Source organism: Microbacterium sp. Ru50, assembly GCF_002920555.1.
GTDB lineage: Bacteria > Actinomycetota > Actinomycetes > Actinomycetales > Microbacteriaceae > Microbacterium > Microbacterium arborescens.
On the sequence record NZ_PQSV01000001.1, the window covers coordinates 282,020 to 305,567 of the forward strand.

The window sequence follows — 23,548 nt, forward strand, 5'->3', positions numbered from 1 at the left end:
TCACTCGCCGCCGAAGGACGAGATGTCCCCGACGAGACGGGTGTTGTCGGAGGGGATCGGCTCGACGGCGGCGAGGGCGATCTCGGCGGCGAATTCCGACACGTTGTACAGCTTGCCGGCCGACTCGCGCCGCGTGGCGATCGCCCCCGGATTCGCGCGCTCGAGCAGGGTCGCGGTGATCGTGCCCTCGATCATGTCTCCCGACACGACGACGAATCCGATGCCGCGCTCGGAGAGCTCGCCGATGCGCTCGCGCAGAGCGTCCTCGCCGGCCCGCTTCGACAGGGCGACGGCCTCGTACTCGGGCATCGTCGGGGTCGTGCGGATGAAGTGAGCCTGGTGACTGGTGACGAACACCACGCGCGACCCATCCTCGAGCAACGGCAGCGCCGCGTCGAGGGTGCCGAGCTGCGCGTCGCGGTTGAGGGTGAGGGCGTAGTCCTCGGCCATGCCTCCCTCCATGCCGCCGGATGCGTTCAGCACGAGCAGATCGAGGTGGCCGAACGTGTCGCGCACAGCGGCGAACATCTCGTCGACCGAGGCGCGATCGGTGAGATCGGCTCCGACGACGAGCACCTCGACGCCGAGGTCGCGGAGCTCGGCCGCGAGCTTCTCGGCGCGGGGCGCCTTGTTGCGGAAGTTGATGACGACGTTCGCCCCCGCCTGCGCGAGGTACCGCGCTGTGTCGGCGCCGATGCCACGCGACGATCCGGTCACCAGTGCCGTGCGACCGGTGAGGGTTCCGGCGGGAAGGGGCTGAGTCATGTGACGCTCCTGCGGGGAAGAAAGGCTCTCGGCACGGCGGGCCGCCGGCACCGCACGAGCCTATCAACCGGTCCGGATCGCACCCCCGACTGATAGGTTCGGGATGAGGGACGAAGGAGCGCCGATGTTGCCCGATCTCACGCAATACCTGTGGATAGCGTGGCTCGTGCTGGCCCTGATCTTCGTCATCGTCGAACTGCTCACTCTCGAGTTCACGTTCCTGATGCTCGCCGGCGGCACGCTCGTCGGCGGTCTGGGCACGAACCTCCTGTCCGCTCCGTGGTGGCTGCAGGTCGCCGCGGCGGCCGCCGTGTCGGCACTGCTGCTGTTCACCATCCGTCCGCTGCTCCTTCGCGCCCTGCATCGCAGCAGTCAGCACATACCGACCAACGTGGACGCTCTCGCGGGCCTCGGCGCTCGCGTCCTGGTCCCGTTCGTCGACGGGGCGGGCGCGGTCAAGCTCGACAACGGTGAGACGTGGACTGCTCGACTCGTCGACGACAGCGCAGACGTGTCCGTCGGCGCCCGCCTCGTCGTCCGTGCCGTGCGCGGCGCGACCGTCGAGGTCGGCATCCCCTCCCCGACCCGAAGGAGAACACCCGTGGTTGACGTCGGCGCTTTCGTGGGGCAGATCTTCGTGATCGTCCTACTCGTCGTCCTGGCGATCTTCGTGATCGTCGTGCTTTTCCGCTCGATCCGGATCATCCCGCAGGCCTATGCGGGCGTCGTCGAACGGCTCGGCCGCTACCAGCGCACCCTCTCGCCCGGGCTGAACCTGCTGGTGCCGTTCATCGACCGGGTCCTGCCTCTCGTCGACATGCGTGAGCAGGTCGTGTCGTTCCCGCCGCAGCCGGTCATCACCGAAGACAACCTCGTCGTCTCGATCGACACCGTCGTGTACTTCCAGGTGACCGACGCCCGTGCCGCCACCTACGAGATCAACAACTACCTGGGCGCCGTCGAGCAGCTGACGACCACGACGCTGCGCAACGTCGTCGGCGGTCTGAACCTCGAGGAAGCCCTCACCAGTCGCGACAACATCAACGGGCAGCTGCGCATCGTGCTCGACGAGGCGACGGGAAAGTGGGGCATCCGAGTATCGCGCGTGGAGCTCAAGGCGATCGATCCGCCCACCTCGATCCAGGACTCGATGGAGAAGCAGATGCGCGCCGAGCGCGACCGTCGTGCCGCGATCCTCACGGCCGAAGGGTCCAAGCAGTCGCAGATCCTCGAGGCGGAGGGCCGTCGTCAGGCGGAGATCCTCAAAGCGGAGGGCGACAAGCAGGCCCAGATCCTGCGCGCCGAGGGCGAGTCCGCGGCGATCCAGTCGGTGTTCCAGGCGATCCACGAGGGCAATCCCGACGAGAAGCTCCTGGCGTATCAGTACCTGCAGACGCTGCCGAAGATCAGCGACAGCGCGTCGAGCAAGCTGTGGATCATTCCGAGTGAGTTCACCGAGGCGCTCAAGAGCATGAGCGCCGGGTTCGCGGGTCGCCGCGACGACCACCCGACCCCGTCGGCGGAGCGGTCGGCGCCGCCCGCACCGTGACGCACCCCTATTTCGCATCGGAGCGCCCGAGGATCCTGGCGCACCGCGGGTTCGTGCCGCCCGACTCCGAAGGCATCGTCGAGAACACCTTCGCCGCGTTCGCGGCCGCCCACGCCCTCGGCGTGCGCTACGTCGAGTCGGACTGCCACCTGAGCGCCGACGGCACGGTGATCCTCTTCCACGACGCCGACCTCTCGCGAGTGACGGGCGACCCGCGTCCCATCGCTGATGTCGGCGACCGAGAGCTGGAGGCGCTCATGGCCGACCGCGGGGGCCTGGTGACGCTCGCTCAGGCGCTCGACGCCTTCCCCTCGCTGCTGTTCAACCTCGATGTGAAGGCCGACGCGGCGGCGGAGAGGGTCGGCCAGCTGGTGGCTCCGTACGCGGATCGGGTTCTCCTCACGAGCTTCTCGGATCGAACGCGCGAACGTGCGCTCCGAGCCGCTCGCGCCGCCGGCGGACGACCGGCGACATCCGCGGGAACGATCCGGATCGCGGCGCTCGTCGCCGCCGTCGCGTCAGGTGTGCCATGGTTGATGAGTCGTGCGCTGCGCGGCATCGACGCGGTACAGGTTCCCGAGCGCCGGGGTCTTGTCCGCATCGTCTCCCCCCGAATGATCCGCGCGGTCCACCGTGCGGGTGTCGAGATGCACGTCTGGACGGTCAACGATGCGGACGGCATGAGACGCCTGCTGGCGGCCGGCGTCGACGGCATCGTCACGGACCGAGCCGACCGCGCCATGACCGTCGCGGCGGGAGAGCGCTGAATACCCCGACACGCTGAACATCGGCTGTGAAACCCCGATGACGAACCGTTGTTCGGATGATGCACACAGCTGCGCACGTTACAACTGATAGCCGACGAGAGGACCACACAATGGCAGACCGCAGCTTGCGCGGCATCCGACTCGGCGCCTCGAGCCTACAGAGCGAAGAGGGCGTCGTCTTTCACGACCGGGTCAACCACACGTATGTGTGTTCGCGCTGTGAGCACGAGACCGTCATGACGTTCGCCGCTGACGCGGAAGCGCCCGAGACCTGGGAGTGCCGCGCGTGCGGCGCCGAGGCTCTCCTGCGCGTGGGCGAGGGCGTCGTCGAGGTCGATCACTCGGGCGACAAGGCCGCCCGCACGCACTGGGACATGCTGCTCGAACGCCGCACGATCCCCGAGCTCGAGGAGCTGCTCGAGGAGCGTCTGGCCATGCTCCGCGAGCGCCGCGGCTCCCGTCTGAGCGCTTGAGCCTCCAGCTCTGAGCGAATGCCGTCGTCCCCTCGGGGCCGACGGCATTCTCATGTCCGGGACGCGCTGGTCGAGCGCCGCCTCGCGATCGCGACGGCGACGCCGCAGACGACGAACGCCAGGATGCTCCCCCACCCGAGCACGACCTGCACCGCTCCGCCGATGATCACGGCGGGCGTCAAGCCCGTGCGCAGGGGCACGTCGGTGATCATCGCACCGGCTTCCGCCGCCGGTAGGCCGTCGATCTCCGTGCCATCGGGCGCGATGACCTGGCTCGTGCCGACCGTGGAGATGTTCACGACCGCCCGGCCGGTCTCGATCGCGCGCATGCGTGCGAAGGCGAGCTGCTGGAGGTTCTCATCGGTGTCCCGGAAATCGGCGTTGTTCGTTTGGAAGACGTAGACCTGGGCCCCGTCACGCGCGCCCGTCCAGATGACGTCGTCGTAGAGCACGTCGAAGCAGATCGCGAGTCCTACCCCGACTCCCGAGACATCCATGAACGGAGGATTCGTGCCCGGCGTGTACTCGCGCTGGATGAGACCGATGAGGTCGGGGACGATCAGCTCGAAGAACCACCGGTCGGGGACGTACTCCCCCATGGGTACGGGCCGTGACTTGTCGTGGATCGCGACGGGATTATCGGCGCCGGCCCGCCAGAGCATCGAGGTGTTGTAGATGTCGTCGCCGCGCTCCGTCGCGGCGTTGACCAGCAACGGCGCCCCGATGCGCTCTGACAGCCGATCGAGCGTGTCGGCGACGGACGCGTTCGACAGCGGGTCCGCGTCGATCCCGCCCTCGGGCCAGACGAGCAGATCCATGGGTTCGTCGATGATGGGCTGCGTGGCCTCCAGCTGCGACCGCAGAACGCCGTACGCCTCGCGGGAGTCGAAGTATCCGGCCGGACCGTCGCCCTGGACCGAACCGATGCGGTAGGTCCCGGCATCCGTGGTCGGGAAGGCGGGCACGGCGACGAGAACGACCGCGACGACGGCGGCGGGGACTGCCGTCCGGATGTCGCGCAGCCTGCCGAGCCGGAGCCACTCGATGCCGGCGGACGTGACGAAGACCATGAGGAACGTCAGGCCTGCCACCCCCGTCCAGGACGCGATGTGGGCGAGCGGGCTCTCGGACTGGCTCATCCCGATCCGGCCCCAGGGGAAGCCGGTGTAGGGCCACGACCCCATGAAGAGCTCGCGAGCCGTCCACAGCCCCGCCACGAGGGCGGGGAGGGCGACCAGTCGCCCTGCCATGCCGGGCAGCAGACGCGGGACCCAGCGGTACGCCAGGGCGATGGGGATCGAGCCGACCGCGAAGAAGAGCGTCTCGATGCCGGCGAGTCCGAACCACGGGATGGGTCCGAGATAACGGGTGATCCACGAGATGTGGATGAAGTAGAAGGACGCCCCGAAGACGGCCCCGACCGCGAGTGCACCCCACGTCGAGCGCCCGATCAGACCGACGAGGGCGAACGCGACACCGACGAACGCCAGCGGCCACCACCCGATGTCGGGGAACGCGGCGTCCAGGACCGCACCGCCGACGATGGCGCCGATCAGTGCCAGCCACAGCGGTATCAGAGGCCGCGCGGCGGCCGGAGACGAGTCGGGCACGTGTTCGAGCCTAAACGGCGGAGTAGGCCACGATGCCGCGGCGGACGGCATCCAGCGCCGCACGCGCCGTCCGTGCCACGTCGGGGTCGGCGACGAGGGAGAGCTGATCCAGGAGATCGATCGTCTGCTTCGCCCAGCGCACGAAGTCGCCCGCGGCCATGTCGGCCTCGAGCAGGACGCGGTCGAGCATCACGCCGCGTGCCCACGAATGCATGGCTTTCGCGAGGCCCGTCGCCACCGGTTCGGTGCCGGGCAGGCGGTGGTCCTGTTCGAGGTCGTCGAGGACGGCCCACAGCTCCTGCGTTTCGGCCAGTGCTGTTCGGAAGGCGCCTCGCGGAAGCCCGTACTCGCCGGGACCGTCGCCCTCGCGGCGCGGCTCGTACACGAGACTGCACGCGAGGGCCGCCAGACCGGCCGGATCGAGGTCGCGCCACAGACCGCGGCGGAGCGCCTCGGCCACCAGGAGGTCGCGTTCACCGTAGATCCGACGCATCGTCGAACCCGCCGACGTCAGGACGGTGGTGCCATCGGCCCCGACGGTGACGTAATCGAGCGCCGTCAGGACGTCGACCACCCGGTCGAAAACGCGCGCGACCGTTCCGGTCCGGGTGTCGATCTGCTGCCGCAGCTTCTGCACGTCACGGCGCAGCCGCCAGTAGCGTTCCGCCCACCGGGCGTGGTGCTCCCGATCCGGGCAGTCGTGGCAGGGATGCCGCTGCATCCGCTTACGCAGGCCCGCCAGCTCGTCCTGACGACGCTGTCGGATGCGGGCCGGCGCGGTGCGGTCGTTGCGGTTGAGCTTTTCGAGGTCGCTGAGCTCCCGACGGATGCCGGAGTACTCCGCGAAGTCCCCCCGATCGCACGTCATGGAGCGGGCGTAGCCGTCGAGCGTCTGTTCCTTCTCCTTGACCTGGCGCGCAAGCCCGACGACCGATCGGTCGGCCTGGAACTGGGCGAACGACGACTCGAGGATCTCCCGCGCCCGGTCGCGACCGAAGCGATCGATGAGATTGACGGCCATGTTGTAGGTGGGGCGGAAGCTCGAATTCAGCGGATATGTGCGACGCGATGCCAGCGCGGCGACCGCCTGCGGGTCGAGCCCATCGCTCCACTGGATGACCGCGTGCCCCTCGACGTCGATGCCCCGCCGGCCGGCGCGTCCGGTCAGCTGGGTGTACTCGCCCGAGGTGATCGCCACGCGCGCTTCCCCGTTGAACTTCTCGAGCTTCTCGAGGACGACGGTGCGGGCAGGCATGTTGATGCCCAGTGCCAGCGTCTCCGTCGCGAAGACGGCCTTCACCAGCTTGCGCTGGAAGAGCTCCTCGACGACCTCCTTGAACGCCGGAAGCAGACCGGCGTGGTGGGCCGCTACGCCGCGCTCGAGGTTGTCGCGCCATTCCCAGAAGCCCAGGACGGCGAGATCCTCCTGAGCGAGCGCGCGGGTGCGCCGGTCGACGATCGCCCGGATCTCGTCGCGTTCCTCGGCCGTCGTGAGTCGCAGGCCCGACCGGCGCACCTGCTGCACGGCACCGTCGCAACCGGCGCGGCTGAAGATGAAGAAGATCGCCGGAAGCAGGTTCGACCGGCCGAGAAGCTCGACGACAGCGGGACGATCGATGCGCTCGAGGCGCTGCAGCGCCGACGGGCGAGCCGGCGCGGTGCCCCCGCGGTGCTTGCGATGCGCTTCGCGGCCTCCTCCGCTGCGGTGAGAGTGCGCGCGGCGGTTGTTCTCGTAACGCTGGCCCTGGGGCGAACGCAGCCGCGTCAGCTCCCGGTTGACCTGCGCCGTCGCGACGCCGGCGCGATCATCGAAGAGCGGAAGGAGGTCGCCGCGCACCAGGACGTGCTGTTCGAGAGGAACGGGTCGGATCTCGGAGACCACGACCGCGGTGTCGCCTCGAACGGTGTCGAGCCAATCGCCGAACTCCTCGGCGTTGGAGACGGTCGCCGAGAGCGCCACCATCCGTACCGACGGGTGGAGGTGGATGATGACCTCCTCCCACACGGCCCCGCGGAAGCGATCGGCGAGATAGTGGACCTCGTCCATGACGACGTAACGGAGGCCGCGCAGGGCCGGCGAGTCGGCGTAGAGCATGTTCCGGAGCACCTCCGTGGTCATGACCACGATGCGAGCGCTGCCGTTGATGTTGGTGTCGCCGGTGAGGAGGCCGACCTCGTCCTCACCGTAGACGTCCACCAGCTCGCGGAACTTCTGGTTCGACAGAGCCTTCATAGGGGTCGTGTAGAACGCTTTGGTGCCGGGCTCGAGCATCGCGAGGTGCATGGCGAACTCGCCCACGATCGTCTTGCCGGCGCCCGTCGGGGCGGCGACGAGCACGCTCCTGCCGTCCTCGAGGGCGTGGCATCCGGCGACCTGGAAGGGGTCGAGGTCGAAGCGCTGCATGCCCGCGAAGGCGGTGGTCAGCGGATGCGCCCGCGCAGACTGCGCCGCCAGGAAGCGCTCGGCGGGACTGGAGTCGCTCACGCGAGCGGATCGGTCGTCGGAGGCGGACCGGGAACGGTCAGCTCGGGCGCGCGGCGCGACCGTCGCAGGTCGAGCAGGAGCGAGAGGGCCGCGGCGGCGAAGTAGAGGACGGTCAGGATCGAGGCCAGCATCAGCATGCTCACGATGTCGGCGGCCGGTGTTGCGAGGCCCGAGAATACGACGGCGATGAGGATGGCGACGCGCCACCCCTTGAGGATCGCCTTGCCGCTCATGATCCCCGCGAAGTTCAGGGCCACGAGGAACACGGGGATGATGAACGCGACACCGACGACGAGCAGCAGCTTGAAGACGAAGTCGTAGTAGTACTTGCCCTCGTAGAAGTTGGCGGAGGCCTCCGGCGAGAACGTTGCCATGATCTCGACGATGTGGGGCATCACGAGCCATCCGGTGTAGACGCCCGCGAAGAAGAGCGGAACAGCGGCGGAGACGAAGCCGACCGTGTACCGGACTTCTTTGCGCGTGAGCCCCGGCATGAGGAAGGCCCAGATCTGCCAGAGCCAGATCGGAGCGGAGAGGATGATGCCGACGGAGAACGAGATCCGCAGCCGCATGTCGAACGGGCCGGTGATCGTCGAGTACATCAGCTTGACGGCTTCGGTGTCGCCGCGCTGCTCAGCGACGACGCGGATCGGCTCGGTCATCGCCCAGATGATCCAGTCGGTGAGGAAGAACGACACCACCATCGACGCCACGAGCGCGAGCGCCGAGATGATGAGGCGTCGTCGAAGCTCGATGAGGTGCTGTCCGAGGGACATGCGCTTGTCGCGCCGGGGCGCGCCTTCCGCCCCTGAGCGCGTGCGCTCAGCCGTCACCACGCGCGACTACGGCGTGGGAGCTGCGGGACCGCTCTTCGGGTCCGCGGGCTTCTCGACGGGTGCGACGTCAGCGGTCGTCGAGGTGGCGGTGCCGGCCGTGGCATCGTCGTCCTTCATGGCCTTCATCTCACCCTTGAAGATGCGGGCCGACTGTCCCATGCTCTTCGCCAGCGCCGGCAGCTTCGCGGCACCGAAGAGCAGCAGGATGACGATGAGTAGGATCCACAGGTGCGGACCTGCGAACAGATTGCTCATTGAGTCTCCTCGTCGATCGTTTCGCACAGTCTAACCCGAGGATTTTGTGCCGGAGCCCGCGTCAGTCGTACTGGTCCAGGCCCGCCTGGGCCCAATCATGGGCGGCTCGCCGCGCGTCCGGCGGAGCGACGACTTCGATGCTGCCGCCGCTGCGAGCCACCAGCCGTTTCAGCGATCGAGGATCGGCGACGCGGATGAACGCTGTATGCGACGCGCCCTCGTCCTGCACCTGCGCGTTGGCGAGGAATTCGCCGACCACGGATGCTGCGTGGGACGGGTAGCGGATCTCGGCGAGCACCTCGTCGTCGCCCGGTTGGAACAGCTCGGGAACCGGCTCGGACGAGTGGAGGGCCGGGATGTCGGTGAGCGCGGGCGCGGTGACGCGGTCGAGGTGAAAGGTCCGCATGGCACGGCGGGTATGGCACCAGCCCTGGAGGTACCACTGCCCGGCTGAGATCGTGACCTTGACCGGATCCACGGTGCGCGTCGTGGGCTGAGCATCGGGGGCGGTGTACGTGAACGCGACGGCGACATGAGCGCGGAGCGCGCGCGCGACCGTCTCGCGCACGTCGTCGACGGGCGCGGGTGCGACGATGACATCGGCGGGAGTCTGGCCGGCGCCGCGCGCGAGCTTCGCGAGGAGACCCTGCACGATGCCGCTGTCGCCGACGCCGGGAACGGCCGCGGCGAGCTGGAGTCCGGCCAGCAGTGCGGCGGCTTCGCGCGCGGTGAGGCGGGGTGATCGCTCCAGACCCACCGTGTTGGTGATGACGATGCGGTCCTCCCTGTCGAGGAGGTCCCAGTCGATGTCGAACAGATCGTTCGCCATCTGCCAGAATCCGCCCTCGCCGGGGAGCCCGATGACGGTGAGCTTCTCGACCATCGCGCGCATCTGCTGCGGGTCGACGTCGAAATCGCGCGCGGCATCCGCCACGGTCACCTCGCCCTGGGCGATGAGGTACGGGACGAGCTGGAGGATCAGCGCGGCGCGGTCGGTCGCCACGACGGGCTGCGCGCTCATGAGGGCGCAGCCGATCGATCGCGTGCCGCGCGCAGCCGCTGTACAACGGCATCCCGGAGCCCGACCGGCTCGAGGATCATCACCTCGGGCCCGTACGAAGCGAGTTCGTCGGCGAAGACCTCGAGGTCGACGAAGGGGACGTCCAGCTGTCGCCCCGTCGCCGTCCCGGCACGGGCTCGACGGCGCAGACGAAGCTCCGCCTCCGTTCCGGGCACCACCATGACCGTGCTGATCTGGCGGCGGGCGACGTCGCGAAGACCCGCCAGCGCGCGTTCGCCGGCGCCGGCTCGGAGCGTCTCGTCGAATCCCTGGCGGGTGACGACGACGTCGCCGAGGATCCGCGAGAGCAGGAACGTCCGCTCGGCTTCGACCCCGGTGTCCCACCCGAAGAGGTGCCACCGGGCCTCGTACTCCACGAGGGCGAAGGGGCGCACCCGGCGATGCCGTGGCCGTTCGGAGCCGGGACGCAGGTAGTCGAACTCCACCTCGCGAGCCTGCTCGATCGCCCGCTGCAAGGGCAGGAACGATGCATCGTGCAGGTCGAGCCGCGGTGCGAAGCCGATGATCGGCTCGTCGACCTCGATTCCGAGCGACCGGATCTTGCGCAGTCCCGAACGTGCACCGGTCGACAGTGTGTGCTCGCCCCACACTCCCCCGGCGAGCGTGAGGACCGCCAGCTCGGCGGGGGTGAAGGTGATGTCGGCGGGCAGCTCGTACTCGGTCGGCGGGATGCGGTAGCGCGCCTCGCGGAGATCGTCCGGGTCGGCGTAATCGCCGATGGTCTCGATCGGGACGCCGAGGCCGCGCAGGTTCTCCTTGTCGCGTTCGAACATCTTCTCGAGCGCTTCGCGACGCGCACCCGACTCGGCCTGCTCGCGATAACCCGACACGGACCCCAGGATCGTGTCCTTCGTCACCCCCTGCTCGGTCGCCATGAGCGCGACGACGAGGTTGACCAGGCGTTCCTCGGGAGGGACGCGAGTGGGCGTGATGGACATGCCTTCGATTCTAGGCGGGCGCGCCGGAGCCCGACTCAGGACGCGGCGTCGAGGCCGAGGATGTCGACGACGAAGACGAGCGTCGAGTTCGCGGGAATCGCGCCCTGCGCCGTGTCGCCGTAACCCTGGTCGGGCGGGATGACCACGAGGATCTGCGAGCCGACCGTCTGACCGCGGAGCGCATCCGCGAAGCCGGGGACCGTGCTGTCGAGTTCCATGGGCTGGGCGCCGCGACCCCACGTGCTGTCGAAGACCTTCTCGTCGGCCCACGTCACGCCGGTGTAGTGCACTCGAACCGGGACGTCTCCGGTCACCTCGGGGCCATCGCCCTTCTTCAGCACCTCGACGGCGAGGTCGCTCGGCGGAGCGTTATTGGGGATGACGATTCCGGGGCGCCCGTCGGGGGCCAGCACGACCGAGGGCATGCCGGGGCGGTCGTTGAACTGGTCCGCGCCGTCGGCGGCGGCGAGGTAGACCTTCTGCAGGTCGAGCACGACGACCGTCGTCGCATCCTCGGTCATCCCGAAGCGGGCGCGGGTGTCTGCCGTGACCTCGTCGGGACCGAGGGCCATCACCACGCGGGATCCCTCAGTCGCGCAGTGGAGGGCGTCGACGAGTCCCGGGAAGGTCGCCTCCCAGCTGTCGAGCGGGTACACCTCCGATAGCGTGCCGGTGTAACCGGATGCCGCGATCGGCGCGCCGGACGACCCGTCGAGGACGGTCAGGTCGAAGACGACGTCTTGAGCGTCGCTCGTGATCGCGCGACCGTCTCCCGTGACGGCGTCGCGTGCCGCGAGGCCGTCGACGTGGACCGGCGCCGACAGCGCGACGGCGGGCTTGGTGCCCACCTCCGTGTCGGTGACATCGACGAGGTCGAGCGCCGTCGACCCGGATACGTCGCGCGTGCACGACTCCGAGCCCGAGGACGGCGTCGCACAGGCCGTCAGAGCGAGCACGGTCAGGGAGAGAGCGCCGGCGGCGGCGATGATCCTACGCACCGCGCCAGTCTACGCGGAGTCGCCGTCGTGCCCGTCCGACGTGGACACCGAGCTGCGCGCCGCGCGCTGGGCCTCCCGCACGCGCTTGCGCAGGTTCTTGTCCGTAATCTCGCGGTCTCCGACGGCGCCCGGGGTCCAGATCTCGACGTCCGCGTCGTCGTACGACGGCTTCTTCAATGCCCGCTTTCGGACATCGGGCGGGATCGCCCCGGGGGCGAGGCGGCGCGCGGTGATGAGGAAGCCCGTGTGGGCGACCATGCGATGATCGGGGCGCACGGCCAGACCCTCGACGTGCCAGCCGCGGATCATCGTCTCGGACGCGTCGGGATCGGTGAACAGGCCGGTGCCGCGGAGATACTCGGCAACACGGCTGAGCTGGGTGGCCGTCGCGACATAGCAGAGCACGACGCCGCCCGGGGCCAGCGCGTCGGCGACGACGTCGATGCACTCCCAGGGAGCGAGCATGTCGAGGACGACGCGGTCGACGGTCCCCGGCTCGACGGCGCCCGGCAGGCTTTCGACGAGATCCCCGACGACGATGGACCAGTTCGCGGGGGTGCCGCCCGTGAACGTGGCCACGTTCGCTTCGGCCACCTCGGCGAACTCGCCGCGGCGCTCGAACGACACGAGCCGCCCCTGGTCGCCGATCGCGCGAAGGAGCCAGAGCGACAGGGCACCCGAGCCGACTCCCGCCTCGACGACAGTGGCTCCGGGGAAGATGTCCGCCGCGGCCAGGATCTGGGCCGCGTCCTTCGGATAGACGATCGCGGCGCCGCGCGGCATCGACATGACGAAGTCGCGGAGCAGAGGCCGAAGCGCCAGATACTCGTGCCCGCCGCTGTTGGTCGCCACCGAACCGTCGGGCTGACCCACGAGCACCTCGTGCCGCAGGACGCCGTGGTGAGTGTGCAGCTCTCCTCCCTCGCGGAGGGTGATCGTGTGCATCCGTCCCTTGGGGCCGGTCAACTGGACGCGGTCGCCGTAGCGGAACGGGCCGCGCGGCTGGAGATCGTCGGTCATGCGGAGGCTCCGAGTCGGTGGAGGGAGAACAGGTCAGCCAGATCGGACACCGAGCGTCCCGCGAGTGAGTCCCAGAGCGCGTGTGCGCCGAGCCCGTGGAGGGGCACCATCAGCGGCACGCCCAGAGCGACGGCGCCCGAGGCGACCGCGGAGCCCAGGCCGTTGGGAGAATCCTCGATCGCGACGGTGTCGGCGACGTCGACCCCGAGCGCCTCGCACGCCTGCAGATACGGGTCGGGGTGCGGCTTGGGTCGCGTCGCCTCATCGCCGGCGATGACGACGTCGAACGCCTCGAACGGGATCGACGACACGACGGTGTCGGCCATGCTGCGCATAGACATCGTCACGAGGGCCGTCTTGATACCGGCTTCGCGAAGCCCCGAGAGCAGCTCGCGGGCGCCGGGGCGGAACGGCGTTCCGCCGATCCGCAGCTGCCCCGAGACGGTCTCGGTCAGATGGTCGATGATCTCGTGCGTGTGCATACGGACGCCGGCATCCTGCAGGATGCGGGCGGAGTCCTCGAGCCCCAGCCCCACGAGGCTGAGTGCCTGCTCGGGGGTCCACACTCCCCCGAAGCTCTCGACGAGGGGGCCCTCCGCGGCCATCCAGTACGGTTCGGTGTCGACGAGCGTGCCGTCCATGTCCCAAAGGACCGCGGCGGGGGAACGAGAAGTCATCCGCACCATGTTACCGACGCAGGGCTGAGACGCCGCGTGGCCCGACCCGCACGCGCCGGCCGCGGCGTATCGTGGAGCAGACCCGCTCGCGCAGAGCGAGCCGGCTCGGAACGGAGGACGGGTTGAACAGTCTGGGACGCCGCGTCCTCGTGGTCGCGTTCGACGGTTGGAACGACGCCGGCGAGGCCGCGACAGCGGCGGCGACGCAGCTGCGCGAGTCCCGTCCCTACGACCCCGTCTACTCGGTCGATCCCGAGCTCTACTTCGACTACATGTACACACGGCCGCACATCCAGGCCGACGCTGATGGCCGCCGCTCGCTGAAGTGGCCGGACGCGACGATCTGGCGTCCGCGCGCGACCGCGCGAGGGACGCGCCTGTGGGTCCTCAGCGGCGCCGAGCCGGCGCGGGCCTGGAAGTCGTTCGCGGCCGAGCTGGTGGATGCCGCGCTGAGTGAGGACATCACCGGTGTCGTCGCGCTCGGCTCGATGATGAGCGACGTCCCCCATACCCGTCCCATCACCGTCTTCAGCGGCAGCGATAACGACGAACTGCGCGCCGCGCTGGGGCTGGAGCGCTCGACCTATGAGGGGCCCGTCGGCATCCTGTCGGTCATCGCCGCGGCCGCGGAAGAGGCCGGCATCCCCACCGCGGCGCTGTGGGCGAGCGTCCCGCACTATGTCGCCGGACACTCGCCGTCGCCCAAGGCGACTCTCGCGCTCCTCGACAAGCTCGAGAGCATCACGGGCGCCAAAGTCGCCCGCGGCTCCCTGCCCGGCGACGCGCTCGCATGGGAGGCGACGATCGACGCCGCCGCAGCGGACGACGAGGAGATGACGGAGTACATCCGTCAGCTCGAGCAGACCCGTGATACGTGGGACTCGCCCGAGGCGTCGGGTGACGCCATCGCGCAGGAGTTCGAGAAGTATCTGCGGCACCGGGGTGACGGCAGCGACGGCCGTGGCCTCGGTCGCGGCCCGCATCGCTGAGACGCACGCCGCGACCCTCCGGCCAGGTCAGTATGCCTGCAGGACGCCGAGCGAGAGCAGGATGATGAGCAGCGCTCCCAGGCCCACCCGGTACAGCACGAAGGGCAGGAAGCTGCCGCGCTTGAGGTACTGCATGAGGAAGGCGATCACGGCGAGCCCGACTCCGAACGCGACGACGGTGGCCACGGCGGTGTCGACGAGCGAGAACACCGAAGCCCCCGGCTCGCGGATCGCCTGCAGCAGCTCGTAGAGTCCACTGCCGAAGACAGCGGGAACCGCGAGCAGGAAGGCCACTTCGGCGGCCGCCGGCCGGGTGTATCCCAGTGCGAGCCCCATCGTCGTGGTGGCGCCCGAGCGCGAGACGCCCGGGATGAGCGCGAGTGCCTGGGCGAACCCGAGCGCCAGGCCGTGACCGTACGTCAGGTCCTTCTCGGTCCGGACGCGTCGCCCGAGGGCGTCGGCCGCTCCGAGGATGAGGCCGAAGACGATGAGCACGATCGCCACGAGCCAGAGGTTGCGGAAGGTGTCGCGGATGACGTCCTGGAAGAGGAATCCGAGCACGCCGATCGGAAGCGTGCCGATGATGACGATCCACCCGAGCCGGACGTCGGCGTCGTCACGCGGAACCGAACCGCTGAACGAGCGGAACCAGCGACCGATGATGCGGGTGATCTTCTTCCAGAAATAGACCAGCACGGCCAGCTCGGTGCCGATCTGAGTGATCGCGGTGAAGGTCGCTCCCGGGTCCTGCGCCGACGGCAGGAACTCCCCCACGATGCGCAGGTGCGCGCTCGAGGAGATCGGCAGGAACTCGGTCAGGCCCTGGACGATGCCCAGGATGATGGCTTCGAGGAGCTGCATGAGCGGCCTTTCAGTACGTGCGGATCAGATCGGTGAGCACGCGCTGACCGAAGATGAGCGCGTCGATCGGGACGCGTTCGTCGACACCGTGGAACATACCCGTGAAGTCCATCTCTGCCGGGAGGCGCAGCGGCGCGAAGCCGAATCCCGCGATGCCGAGTTCCGAGAGCGCTTTGTTGTCGGTGCCGCCGCCCATCAGGTACGGCAGCACCGGCACGCCGGGATCGTGACGGCCGAGCGCACCGACCATCGCGTCGACGAGCGAGCCCGCAAAGGGGACCTCGAGGCCGATGTCGCGGTGCACGATGTCGATTCGGATGTCGTCGCCGACGATCCGCTGGATCTCGGCCAGCACGGCGTCCTCCTGTCCGGGAAGCGTGCGGACGTCGATAGCGGCCGACGCGGCATCGGGGATGACGTTGTGCTTGTAGCCGGCGGTCAGGCCCGTCGGGTTCGTCGTGGTGCGGAAGGTCGACGCGAGGAACGCCGACGTCGGCCCGGTCGCGTCGGCGACGGCATCCGGATCCGACGCGTCTCGGCCGCTGAGCGCCGCGAGGTCGTCGACGAGTCGCCGGGTCGTGTTCGTGAGCTCGATCGGCCAGCGCGCGCGCCCGAGCTTCGCCACGGCCTCGGACAGGCGAGTGATGGCGTTGTCCGGGTGCAGCCGGCTGCCGTGCCCGGCCCGTCCGGTGGCGTGGAGCCGAAGCCACACCAGAGCCTTCTCACCGACCTGCAGCAGGTAGGCGCGGTGCCCGTCGACGCCGATCGAGTAGCCGCCGACCTCGCTGATCGCCTCGGTCGCTCCGGCGAACCACTCGGGCCGGTCGCGCACCACGAGCTGCGAGCCCTCGACGCCGCCGTTCTCCTCGTCGGCGAAGAACGTCACGATCAGATCGCGCTCGGGCTGCTCCCCCGCGCGCAGGAGCTCGGCCACGGACGTGAGGATCATCGCGTCCATGTCCTTCATGTCCACGGCGCCGCGACCCCACAGCATCCCGTCGCGGACGACGCCCTCGAACGGGTCGACGCTCCAGTCCTCCGCCATCGCCGGCACGACGTCGAGGTGACCGTGCAGGACGAGAGCGGGCTTCGAGCTGTCGCGACCCGGGATGCGCACAGAGACGTTCGTGCGCCGCGGGATCGGCTCGTAGTACTCGGGTCGAAGTCCGAGGGCCTCGAGATACGCCCCCACGTACTCGGCCGCTTCGCGTTCGCCGCGCGAGCGCCCTTCGCCGAAGTTGGTCGTGTCGAAGCGGATGAGGTCCCGCGCGACGCGGGCGACCTCGGGCAGATCGTCGTACTCGGACATGCTCTCCACGCTAGTCGCGAACCGTCGCCGGAAATGACGAAGGGCTCCGTTTCCGGAGCCCTTCTCTCACTGTGCGCGAGGGGGGACTTGAACCCCCACGCCCTATACGGGCACTAGCACCTCAAGCTAGCGCGTCTACCTATTCCGCCACCCGCGCAGTGTTTTTCGGTTGTTCCCAACCGAGGAACAACACTAACACGTCACCGGCGCGGCGAAGAATCGTCGGCACGCCGGGCGTGGCGCGGTGACGAACTCACGATCTCACCCGGGAGCGCAGGACGGCGATGCGCGCCTGAAGCTGCGCCACCGTCGCATGTGACACGGCCGGCCCGCCGCACACACGGCGCAGCTCCGCGTGGATCTGCCCGTGCGGTTCACCGCTCTGGCGGGCGTAGAGACCCACGAGGCTGTTGAGCAGCTGCCGCTGTTCCTTCAGTGAGCGGTGAAGCGGCTCGGGCAGCGTCGTCTCTGCGGCTGCTGCGTCCTCGCCGGGCGCGCCGCCGGCCGACTTCTCGCGTGCCTCGCGGCTGTGCCGGTGCTTGGTCTGCCGCGACTGGCGCTGCATGAGGAGCTCGTGCACGTGCTCGGGCTCGAGGAGCCCCGGAATGCCCAGGAACTCCTCCTCCTCGGGTGTGCCCGGCACCGCGAGCTGGCCGAACTCAGCGCCGTCGAAGAGCACGCGGTCGAAGTGTGCGACCGAGCCGAGCGCCTGGTAGCTGAACTCCTGCGTGAGCTCGTCCGATGCTTTGTCTTCGCTCTCGGCTTCCGCGAGCAGCGTGTCTTCGAGACCGTCGTCGTCGCCGGCTTCGCGATCGAGCGCGTGGTCGCGCTGACGCTCCATCTCGGCGGCGAGGTTGAGCAGGACGGGCACGTTCGGCAGGAACACGCTCGCGGTCTCACCGCGGCGACGCGCTCGCACGAAGCGCCCGATCGCCTGTGCGAAGAACAACGGCGTCGAGGACGACGTGGCGTAGACGCCCACCGCGAGTCGGGGGACGTCGACGCCTTCGGACACCATGCGCACCGCGACCATCCACCGGGTGGTCGACTGGGCGAAGATCTCGATGTTGCCCGACGCCGCCTTGTCGTCGGAGAGCACGACGGTCGGGGCCTCGCCGGTGATCTGGTGGAGGATCTCCGCGTACGCCCGTGCGGCCGTCTGGTCGGTCGCGATGACGAGGCCGCCGGCGTCGGGCACGTCCTGGCGCACCTCGGTCAGGCGGCGGTCGGCCGACCTGAGGACCGCGGGGATCCAGTCGCCCTCGGGGTTCAGCGCGGTCCGCCAGGCCTGCGACGTGATGTCCTTCGTGTTGTCCTGGCCCAGGTGCGCCTCGAACTCGTCTCCTGTCTTGGTCCGCCACTTCATGTGGCCGGCGTAGACGAGGAAGAGCACGGGGCGCACGACGCCGTCGGCGAGGGCGCGCCCGTACCCGTAGTTGAAGTCCGTCTTCGACAGACGGATGCCCTTCTCGTTCGGGTGGTACTCCACGAACGGGATGGGAGCGGTGTCGCTGCGGAACGGCGTTCCCGAGAGCAGCAGTCGGCGCGTCGCCCGGCCGTACGCCTCGCGCAGCGCGTCGCCCCAGCTCAGCGCGTCGCCGCCGTGGTGGACCTCGTCGAGGATGACCAGGGTGCGGGCATCCATCGTCAGCCGCTGGTGGACGGATGCTTTGACCGCGACCTGCGCATAGGTCACCGCGACGCCGTGGTACTGGCGCGAGGGCATCCCGTGGCGGTTGCTGAACCGCGGATCGAGACGGATGCCGACTCGGCCGGCGGCATCGGCCCACTGCGTCTTGAGGTGCTCGGTGGGGGCGACCACGACGATGCGATCGACGACGTCGCGGCGCAGCAGCTCCGACGCGAGGCGGAGGGCGAACGTCGTCTTACCGGCGCCGGGGGTCGCGGCGGCGAGGAAGTCGCGCGGTCCGCGCCCGACACCCTCCGGACCGTCGGCGCCGAAGTACTGGTCCAGCGCCTCGGCCTGCCAGGCACGCAGGCGCTGAGCGGTACCCCACGGCGCACGCTGCGGGAACGAGGGTGACAGGTGCTCGGCGGCGAAGCTTCCGAAATGCTCCTGGGGGTCCTCTGTCACGATGGACCACCTTAAACGACCTCACCCACACGATCGCCCGGCAGGAGATAGCGTGGCAGGCACGAGCTTCAGGAGGGGCCATGAGGAACAACGAGCCATCCGAGGACGCGCGTCGCACGCCCTACGTGCCGAACGAGACCGCCCATCCCTGGCGTCGCATGGTGGCGATCGGCGATTCGTTCACCGAGGGAATCGGAGATCCCGAGCCCGGCAGTCCCGGCGGTCACCGTGGCTGGGCCGACCGCGTGGCCGAGGTGCTGAGCTCTCAGGTGCCCGACTTCGCGTACGCGAATCTCGCGGTCCGGGGAAAGCTCATCGGCCAGATCGTGGCCGACCAGATCGAGCCCGCGCTCGAGCTCAAGCCCGACCTGATCACGTTCTCGGCCGGCGGCAACGACGTCATCCGGCCGGGGTCCGACCCCGACGCGGTCGCGCAGCAGTTCGAGGATGCCGTCGTACGGCTGTCGTCGACAGGGGCGACGCTCGTGCTCTTCACCGGCATCGACACGAACTTCACGCCGGTCTTCCGCGGCATCCGCGGCCGGGTGGCGATCTACAACGAGAACATTCGGGCGATCGCCGACCGGTACGACGCGATCGTCGCCGATCAGTGGGCGCTGAAAGAGGTGCAGGACATGCGCTTCTTCGACGACGACCGGTTGCACTACAACTCGCTCGGTCACCACGAGGTCGCGCGCATGGTGCTGCGGGCTCTCAACGTGCCCAACGACCTGCAGCCGATGCAGCCCGACACGACGCCGGTTCTCACCTGGCGGGCTGCCCGCGCGAACGACCTCGTCTGGGCCCGCGAGTACCTCATGCCGTGGGTTCTGCGCCGGCTCCGGCATCAGTCGTCCGGCGACCACATCACCGCGAAGCGACCCGAACCGCTGCCTGTCCTGCGCCGCGCCGACGACGCCGACTGATCAGCGCAGCGCCCACAGCGACACCGCGGCGGCTGCCGCGACGTTGAGGGAGTCCACTCCCCCGGCCATCGGGATCGTGACGACGCTGTCCGCCACAGCGAGCGCACGCCTGCTCAGCCCGTCGCCCTCGGTGCCCATGAGCAGCGCCACCCGATCGGGCCGTGCCGCGGCGAACTCGTCGAGCGGCACAGCGCCCTCCGCGAGAGCGAGGGCAGCGAGGTGCAGGCCGGCCTCGCGGAGCAGCGGCGCCGCCTCCGGCCAGGCCGGCAAACGCGTCCACGGCACCTGGAACACCGTCCCCATGCTGACGCGGACACTGCGGCGGTAAAGAGGATCGGCGCAACGCTCGCTCACGAGGACCGCATCGGCCCCGAGGCCGGCGGCGGCCCGGAAGGCGGCGCCGACATTCGTGTGATCGACGATGTCCTCGAGCACCAGCACGAGCCGGGCGTCCGCGACGATGTCGCTGACCGGTGCGGCGACGGGCCGGTGCATGGCGGCGAGGGCGCCGCGGTGGACGGCGTAACCGGTCACCTCTTCGGCGACCTCGTCGGACACGACGAAGACCGGTGCGTCGCCTGCCAGGTCGACCACGTCGGGAAGCCACTTCTCCTGCACGAGGAACGAGCGCGCCCGGTGCCCTGCCGCGTGCGCCCGCGCGATGACCTTCGCCGACTCGGCGATGTACAGCCCGCCGGCGGGCTCGAGCACCCGGCGCAGCGCGACATCGGTCAGGTCGCGGTAGTCCGAGAGGCGGGGGTCGGAGGCGTCGTCGATGCGGATCACGGGCACCCTCCCACCCTGGCATGTCGCCCGGGCGATGCGCGGACGCTCGTAGAGTGGAACTGTGACGAACGCCGACCTCGAGACGCCCGCGGGCGACGAGATCGAGAACGCCCTCGAGGTACTCGCGGGACGTCGCATCGCGGTTCTCACCGGAGCCGGCGTGTCGACCGACTCGGGCATCCCGGACTACCGCGGCGCTGGAGCGCCGGTGCGCACGCCTATGACGGCACAGCAGTTCCTCGCGAGCGCTGACGCGCGTCGTCGGTACTGGGTGGGCAGCCACCTCGGCTGGCAGGCCTTCGCGGCGGCGCGACCGAACGACGGGCATGCGGCGCTGGCGGATCTCGAGCGGTCCGGCGTCGTCACGGGCGTCATCACGCAGAACGTCGACGGTCTGCATCTGCGGGCCGGAAGCAGCCGGGTGGTCGAACTGCACGGAACGATGCGACGCGTCTTCTGCCTGCATTGCGGTCAGGTCTTCGACCGGCGCGATCTGGCCGAGCGCGTGGAACGGGACAATCCGTGGATCACGGTTCCCGAGAACGTCGAGCTGGGCCCCGACGGCGACGTCCTGCCCGCGACGAGCGACGGCTTCATCGTGCCCACGTGCACGGTCTGCGGGGGCATGCTGAAACCGGATGTCGTCTTCTTCGGCGAGTTCGTACCGCGAGAGAAGTTCGCGGAGGCCGAGCAGCTCGTGCGCACGAGCGAGGCCCTCATCGTCGCCGGGTCGTCGTTGGTGGTCAACTCCGGTGTCCGGCTCGTCGAGCGCGCCCGACGACGCAAGCTGCCGGTGGTGATCGTCAACCGCGGCGCTACGAGGTCGGACCCCAAAGCGACCGTCAAGATCGATGACGGCACGAGCCGCGTCCTGCGCGTCTTCGCCGACGCCCTCGCGTCGCGGCACTGAGGTCGAGGTCCGGCGCAGGCCCGCGTAGGGTCGAAGGGTGACCATTCTGACCCTCGTGCGCCACGGCGAGACCGACTGGAACCGCGAACGCCGGATCCAGGGCTCCACCGACATCCCGCTCAACGACACCGGCCGTGAGCAGGCCCGCGCGGTCGCGGTCTCCCTACGGGAGTCGATCGCCGGCGATGCGGTCGTGGCCTCGAGCGACCTGTCGCGAGCGGCCGAGACGGCGCGGATCATCGCTGACGGGCTGGGTGCCGCAGCGCCGCGCACCTATCCGGAGCTGCGGGAGCGCGGCTACGGAGATGCCGAGGGCGTGGGGGTCGAGGAGTTCCACGCACGCTGGGGCGAATGGGCCGTGGCCGACGTGCCGAACGCGGAGCCGTGGCCGGTGGTCCGCGCGCGGGCGCTGCGCGGGCTCGAGCGAGCCGTCCGGGACGCGCGTGCCGCCACGGCGCCGACCGCGGTGCCGCTGATCGTCGTTGCCCACGGCGCGCTCATCCGCGAGGTCATCCGGCATGCCACCGCGGAGGAGTTCCCGTTGCAGGGAGTCCGGCTCGCCAACGGCTCGGCGCACACGTTCGTCATGGAGCGCGAGCGCCTGCGCCTCATCGACTCCCCCGCGCTCGCGCCGCTCTGAGCGCCCGCGCCCGCCGATTGCCGACCTGTTCCGGAGCCGGGCTCGGAGCGGTGTATCGTCCAGCATCATGACCATGCACGACCGCGTCGATCTCGCGCTGCTCGAAGCCCTTGCCGACGACCCCCGCGCGACCGTGGTCGCCCTCGCCGAGCGCCTGCGGATGTCACGCAACACGGTCCAGGCGCGCATGGCGCGGCTGGAGCAGTCGGGCGTGTTCCTCTCGTACGAGCGGTCGATCTCGATGCGCGCTCTCGGCTTCCCGATCGAGGCGCTCATCAGCGTCGTGCTCCGCCAACCCGAGCTCCCGCGTATCGCGCAGGAGCTCGCGACCATTCCCGAGGTGCTGCAGGCTCAGGGACTGAGCGGTCAGGTCGACCTGATGGTCCGCGTGGTCGCGCGCGACACGCAGCATCTGTTCGCCGTCGACGCGCGCATCCTCGCCATCGACGGGGTCGACCGCACGGAGACCTCGCTCATCATGGACGACGTGATCCCGCATCGGGTCAAGCCGCTGCTCGCTGAGGGGCGCGCGGGCTGACCTTCTCCGGCTCACGGTCGGCGTCGAGCCGCACGAGGACCACGCCGACGAGGATGAGCGCCCCACCGACGAACTGGACCGGTGCGGGCGCCTCGGCCAGGAGCAGCCACGCGAAGCCCAGTGCGAACAGCACCTCCGAGAGGCCGATGAACGAGGCCAGACGCGATCCCGTGCGCGGCACCGCGGAGACCCCCAGGGCGTAGGCGGTCCCGGTGGCGGCGCCGACCCAGAGCAGGACGACGAGGGGCGGCAGCTGCATCCCGACGACGTCTGCGAGCACGCCGCTCGTTGCGAAGGGCAGGAATCCTGTTATGAGGAGCGTGCCGATGATCGCGCTCGCGACCACCATTCCTCCCGCGGCCAGGACGAGGGGCGGCAGCGTGTCGCCGGTGCGCTCGGCCATGACGAAGTAGACGCACGTGCAGAGGGCTGCGCCGAGCGCGAGGAGCGTGCCCCAGAAATCGAAACGAGCCCCGGCGATGTCGACGACCAGCACCAGCCCCGCCATGGCGACGACGGAGCCGGCGATCACCGTCCGTGACGGTCGGCGGCGGGTGGTCAGCCACACCCAGATCACCAGGAGCACGGGCGCGAGGTATTGGATGAGGAGGGCGACGGCGACCGGCATCCGCTGCATCGCCGAGAAGTAGAACAGCTGGCATCCGACGACGGGCATCGCGCCGAACGCCAGCAAGGCGAGCGCGTGCCGCCGCAGGAAGTGTCGCTCACGCGCGATCGCGCGGATGAGGAACGGCGACAACACCAGGGCCGCCACGCCGATCCGGACGAACAGCGCGGCGCCCAGTGACCAGCCGTTCTCGAGCAGCGGCTTCACGAGCGGACCGCTCGACGAGAAGGCCAGCGCCGAGGCGACGGCCATGGCCATGCCCGCCGTTCGCCTGCCGGCCAGGCTGGCGGGCGCCGTCTCCGGTGTGCCTGCGATGATGGGCAGGGGCGCGGTGGGATTGGTCATCGGCAGCCTCGATGGTCAGGGGTGAAAGTTATCTACACTCGTGACAGTAATGCTCGCTATCGTCAGG

The 23,548-nt window shown here is 69.6% G+C and carries 23 protein-coding genes, 1 tRNA gene and 1 pseudogene; 9 read left to right on the plus strand and 16 right to left on the minus strand.

Features of this window, described 5'->3' with window-relative positions:
- A complete protein-coding gene (locus tag C3481_RS01230) occupies window positions 1-765 on the minus strand; it encodes an SDR family oxidoreductase (RefSeq protein WP_036304576.1) in 765 nt (254 codons plus the stop codon).
- 223 nt (window positions 766-988) lie between these two features.
- Between C3481_RS01230 and C3481_RS16690 the strand changes: the two are divergent.
- The 4 genes and pseudogenes from C3481_RS16690 to C3481_RS01245 form a co-directional block, all read left to right on the plus strand.
- Window positions 989-1,321: pseudogene (locus C3481_RS16690) on the plus strand (NfeD family protein); the annotation flags it as partial.
- A 45-nt stretch (window positions 1,322-1,366) separates the two neighbouring features.
- Complete coding sequence (locus C3481_RS01235; protein WP_023950679.1) at window positions 1,367-2,314, plus strand: SPFH domain-containing protein; 948 nt, start codon at window positions 1,367-1,369, stop codon at window positions 2,312-2,314.
- Complete coding sequence (locus C3481_RS01240) at window positions 2,311-3,081, plus strand: glycerophosphodiester phosphodiesterase family protein (protein ID WP_023950681.1); 771 nt, start codon at window positions 2,311-2,313, stop codon at window positions 3,079-3,081. The genes C3481_RS01235 and C3481_RS01240 overlap by 4 nt, the downstream gene beginning before the upstream one ends.
- 110 nt (window positions 3,082-3,191) lie before the next feature.
- Entirely contained in the window at window positions 3,192-3,554 is a 363-nt protein-coding gene (locus C3481_RS01245) for an RNA polymerase-binding protein RbpA (protein ID WP_023950683.1), read from the plus strand.
- Between the two features lie 50 nt (window positions 3,555-3,604).
- On the opposite strand, the gene lnt is transcribed toward C3481_RS01245, so the two are convergent.
- From lnt to C3481_RS01290, 9 genes are all read right to left on the minus strand, one after another.
- Window positions 3,605-5,164: an apolipoprotein N-acyltransferase gene (gene lnt / locus C3481_RS01250; RefSeq protein WP_258038991.1), complete on the minus strand. Its 1,560-nt coding sequence runs from the start codon at window positions 5,162-5,164 to the stop codon at window positions 3,605-3,607.
- 10 nt (window positions 5,165-5,174) lie between these two features.
- Complete coding sequence (locus tag C3481_RS01255) at window positions 5,175-7,649, minus strand: RNA helicase (protein WP_088379965.1); 2,475 nt, start codon at window positions 7,647-7,649, stop codon at window positions 5,175-5,177.
- Entirely contained in the window at window positions 7,646-8,425 is a 780-nt protein-coding gene (gene tatC / locus C3481_RS01260; RefSeq protein ID WP_052007547.1) for a twin-arginine translocase subunit TatC, read from the minus strand. The genes C3481_RS01255 and tatC overlap by 4 nt, the downstream gene beginning before the upstream one ends.
- A gap of 66 nt (window positions 8,426-8,491) precedes the next feature.
- Window positions 8,492-8,740, minus strand: coding sequence for a twin-arginine translocase TatA/TatE family subunit (locus C3481_RS01265; RefSeq protein WP_023950691.1), 249 nt, complete (start codon window positions 8,738-8,740; stop codon window positions 8,492-8,494).
- A 61-nt stretch (window positions 8,741-8,801) separates the two neighbouring features.
- A complete protein-coding gene (locus C3481_RS01270) occupies window positions 8,802-9,761 on the minus strand; it encodes a YafY family protein (protein ID WP_064956560.1) in 960 nt (319 codons plus the stop codon).
- Entirely contained in the window at window positions 9,758-10,759 is a 1,002-nt protein-coding gene (locus C3481_RS01275; RefSeq protein WP_103840501.1) for a YafY family protein, read from the minus strand. The genes C3481_RS01270 and C3481_RS01275 overlap by 4 nt, the downstream gene beginning before the upstream one ends.
- Before the next feature lie 35 nt (window positions 10,760-10,794).
- Window positions 10,795-11,757, minus strand: a complete 963-nt coding sequence (locus C3481_RS01280; protein ID WP_103840503.1) for an FKBP-type peptidyl-prolyl cis-trans isomerase — start codon at window positions 11,755-11,757, stop codon at window positions 10,795-10,797.
- Window positions 11,758-11,766: 9 nt separating this feature from the next.
- Window positions 11,767-12,777, minus strand: a complete 1,011-nt coding sequence (locus tag C3481_RS01285) for a tRNA (adenine-N1)-methyltransferase (RefSeq protein WP_064956562.1) — start codon at window positions 12,775-12,777, stop codon at window positions 11,767-11,769.
- On the minus strand, window positions 12,774-13,454 hold the full coding sequence (locus C3481_RS01290) for an HAD family phosphatase (RefSeq protein WP_103841950.1): 681 nt from the start codon (window positions 13,452-13,454) through the stop codon (window positions 12,774-12,776). The genes C3481_RS01285 and C3481_RS01290 overlap by 4 nt, the downstream gene beginning before the upstream one ends.
- A gap of 122 nt (window positions 13,455-13,576) precedes the next feature.
- Between C3481_RS01290 and C3481_RS01295 the strand changes: the two genes are divergently transcribed.
- Entirely contained in the window at window positions 13,577-14,443 is an 867-nt protein-coding gene (locus C3481_RS01295) for a PAC2 family protein (RefSeq protein ID WP_023950703.1), read from the plus strand.
- A 27-nt stretch (window positions 14,444-14,470) separates the two neighbouring features.
- On the opposite strand, the gene C3481_RS01300 is transcribed toward C3481_RS01295, so the two are convergent.
- From C3481_RS01300 to C3481_RS01315, 4 genes are all read right to left on the minus strand, one after another.
- Window positions 14,471-15,304: an undecaprenyl-diphosphate phosphatase gene (locus C3481_RS01300; protein ID WP_023950705.1), complete on the minus strand. Its 834-nt coding sequence runs from the start codon at window positions 15,302-15,304 to the stop codon at window positions 14,471-14,473.
- Between the two features lie 10 nt (window positions 15,305-15,314).
- Window positions 15,315-16,613 carry a M20/M25/M40 family metallo-hydrolase gene (locus C3481_RS01305; protein WP_023950707.1) on the minus strand — a complete coding sequence of 433 codons (1,299 nt, stop codon included), beginning with the start codon at window positions 16,611-16,613 and terminating at the stop codon, window positions 15,315-15,317.
- Window positions 16,614-16,685: 72 nt separating this feature from the next.
- A tRNA-Leu gene (locus C3481_RS01310) sits at window positions 16,686-16,770 on the minus strand.
- Window positions 16,771-16,866: 96 nt separating this feature from the next.
- Window positions 16,867-18,711 (minus strand): DEAD/DEAH box helicase, encoded by a 1,845-nt coding sequence (locus C3481_RS01315; protein ID WP_036304862.1) that lies wholly within the window; start codon window positions 18,709-18,711, stop codon window positions 16,867-16,869.
- Between the two features lie 77 nt (window positions 18,712-18,788).
- Between C3481_RS01315 and C3481_RS01320 the strand changes: the two genes are divergently transcribed.
- Window positions 18,789-19,634 (plus strand): SGNH/GDSL hydrolase family protein, encoded by an 846-nt coding sequence (locus C3481_RS01320; protein WP_023950711.1) that lies wholly within the window; start codon window positions 18,789-18,791, stop codon window positions 19,632-19,634.
- Here the strand turns inward: C3481_RS01320 and C3481_RS01325 are convergent, their stop codons facing one another.
- Window positions 19,635-20,426 carry an RNA methyltransferase gene (locus C3481_RS01325; RefSeq protein ID WP_036304577.1) on the minus strand — a complete coding sequence of 264 codons (792 nt, stop codon included), beginning with the start codon at window positions 20,424-20,426 and terminating at the stop codon, window positions 19,635-19,637. It lies immediately after the preceding gene.
- A gap of 55 nt (window positions 20,427-20,481) precedes the next feature.
- On the opposite strand from C3481_RS01325, the gene C3481_RS01330 reads away from it, so the two are divergent.
- The 3 genes from C3481_RS01330 (at window position 20,482) to C3481_RS01340 (ending at window position 22,508) form a co-directional block, all read left to right on the plus strand.
- The gene (locus C3481_RS01330; RefSeq protein ID WP_023950715.1) at window positions 20,482-21,330 is read left to right on the plus strand and encodes a Sir2 family NAD-dependent protein deacetylase; all 849 of its coding nucleotides are present in this window, start codon (window positions 20,482-20,484) and stop codon (window positions 21,328-21,330) included.
- Between the two features lie 37 nt (window positions 21,331-21,367).
- A complete protein-coding gene (locus C3481_RS01335) occupies window positions 21,368-21,970 on the plus strand; it encodes a histidine phosphatase family protein (RefSeq protein WP_064956565.1) in 603 nt (200 codons plus the stop codon).
- 67 nt (window positions 21,971-22,037) lie between these two features.
- The gene (locus C3481_RS01340) at window positions 22,038-22,508 is read left to right on the plus strand and encodes an Lrp/AsnC family transcriptional regulator (protein ID WP_036304578.1); all 471 of its coding nucleotides are present in this window, start codon (window positions 22,038-22,040) and stop codon (window positions 22,506-22,508) included.
- Here the strand turns inward: C3481_RS01340 and C3481_RS01345 are convergent.
- Window positions 22,474-23,481, minus strand: coding sequence for a DMT family transporter (locus tag C3481_RS01345; protein WP_088379960.1), 1,008 nt, complete (start codon window positions 23,479-23,481; stop codon window positions 22,474-22,476). The genes C3481_RS01340 and C3481_RS01345 overlap by 35 nt on opposite strands.
- Between the last annotated feature and the right edge of the window lie 67 nt (window positions 23,482-23,548).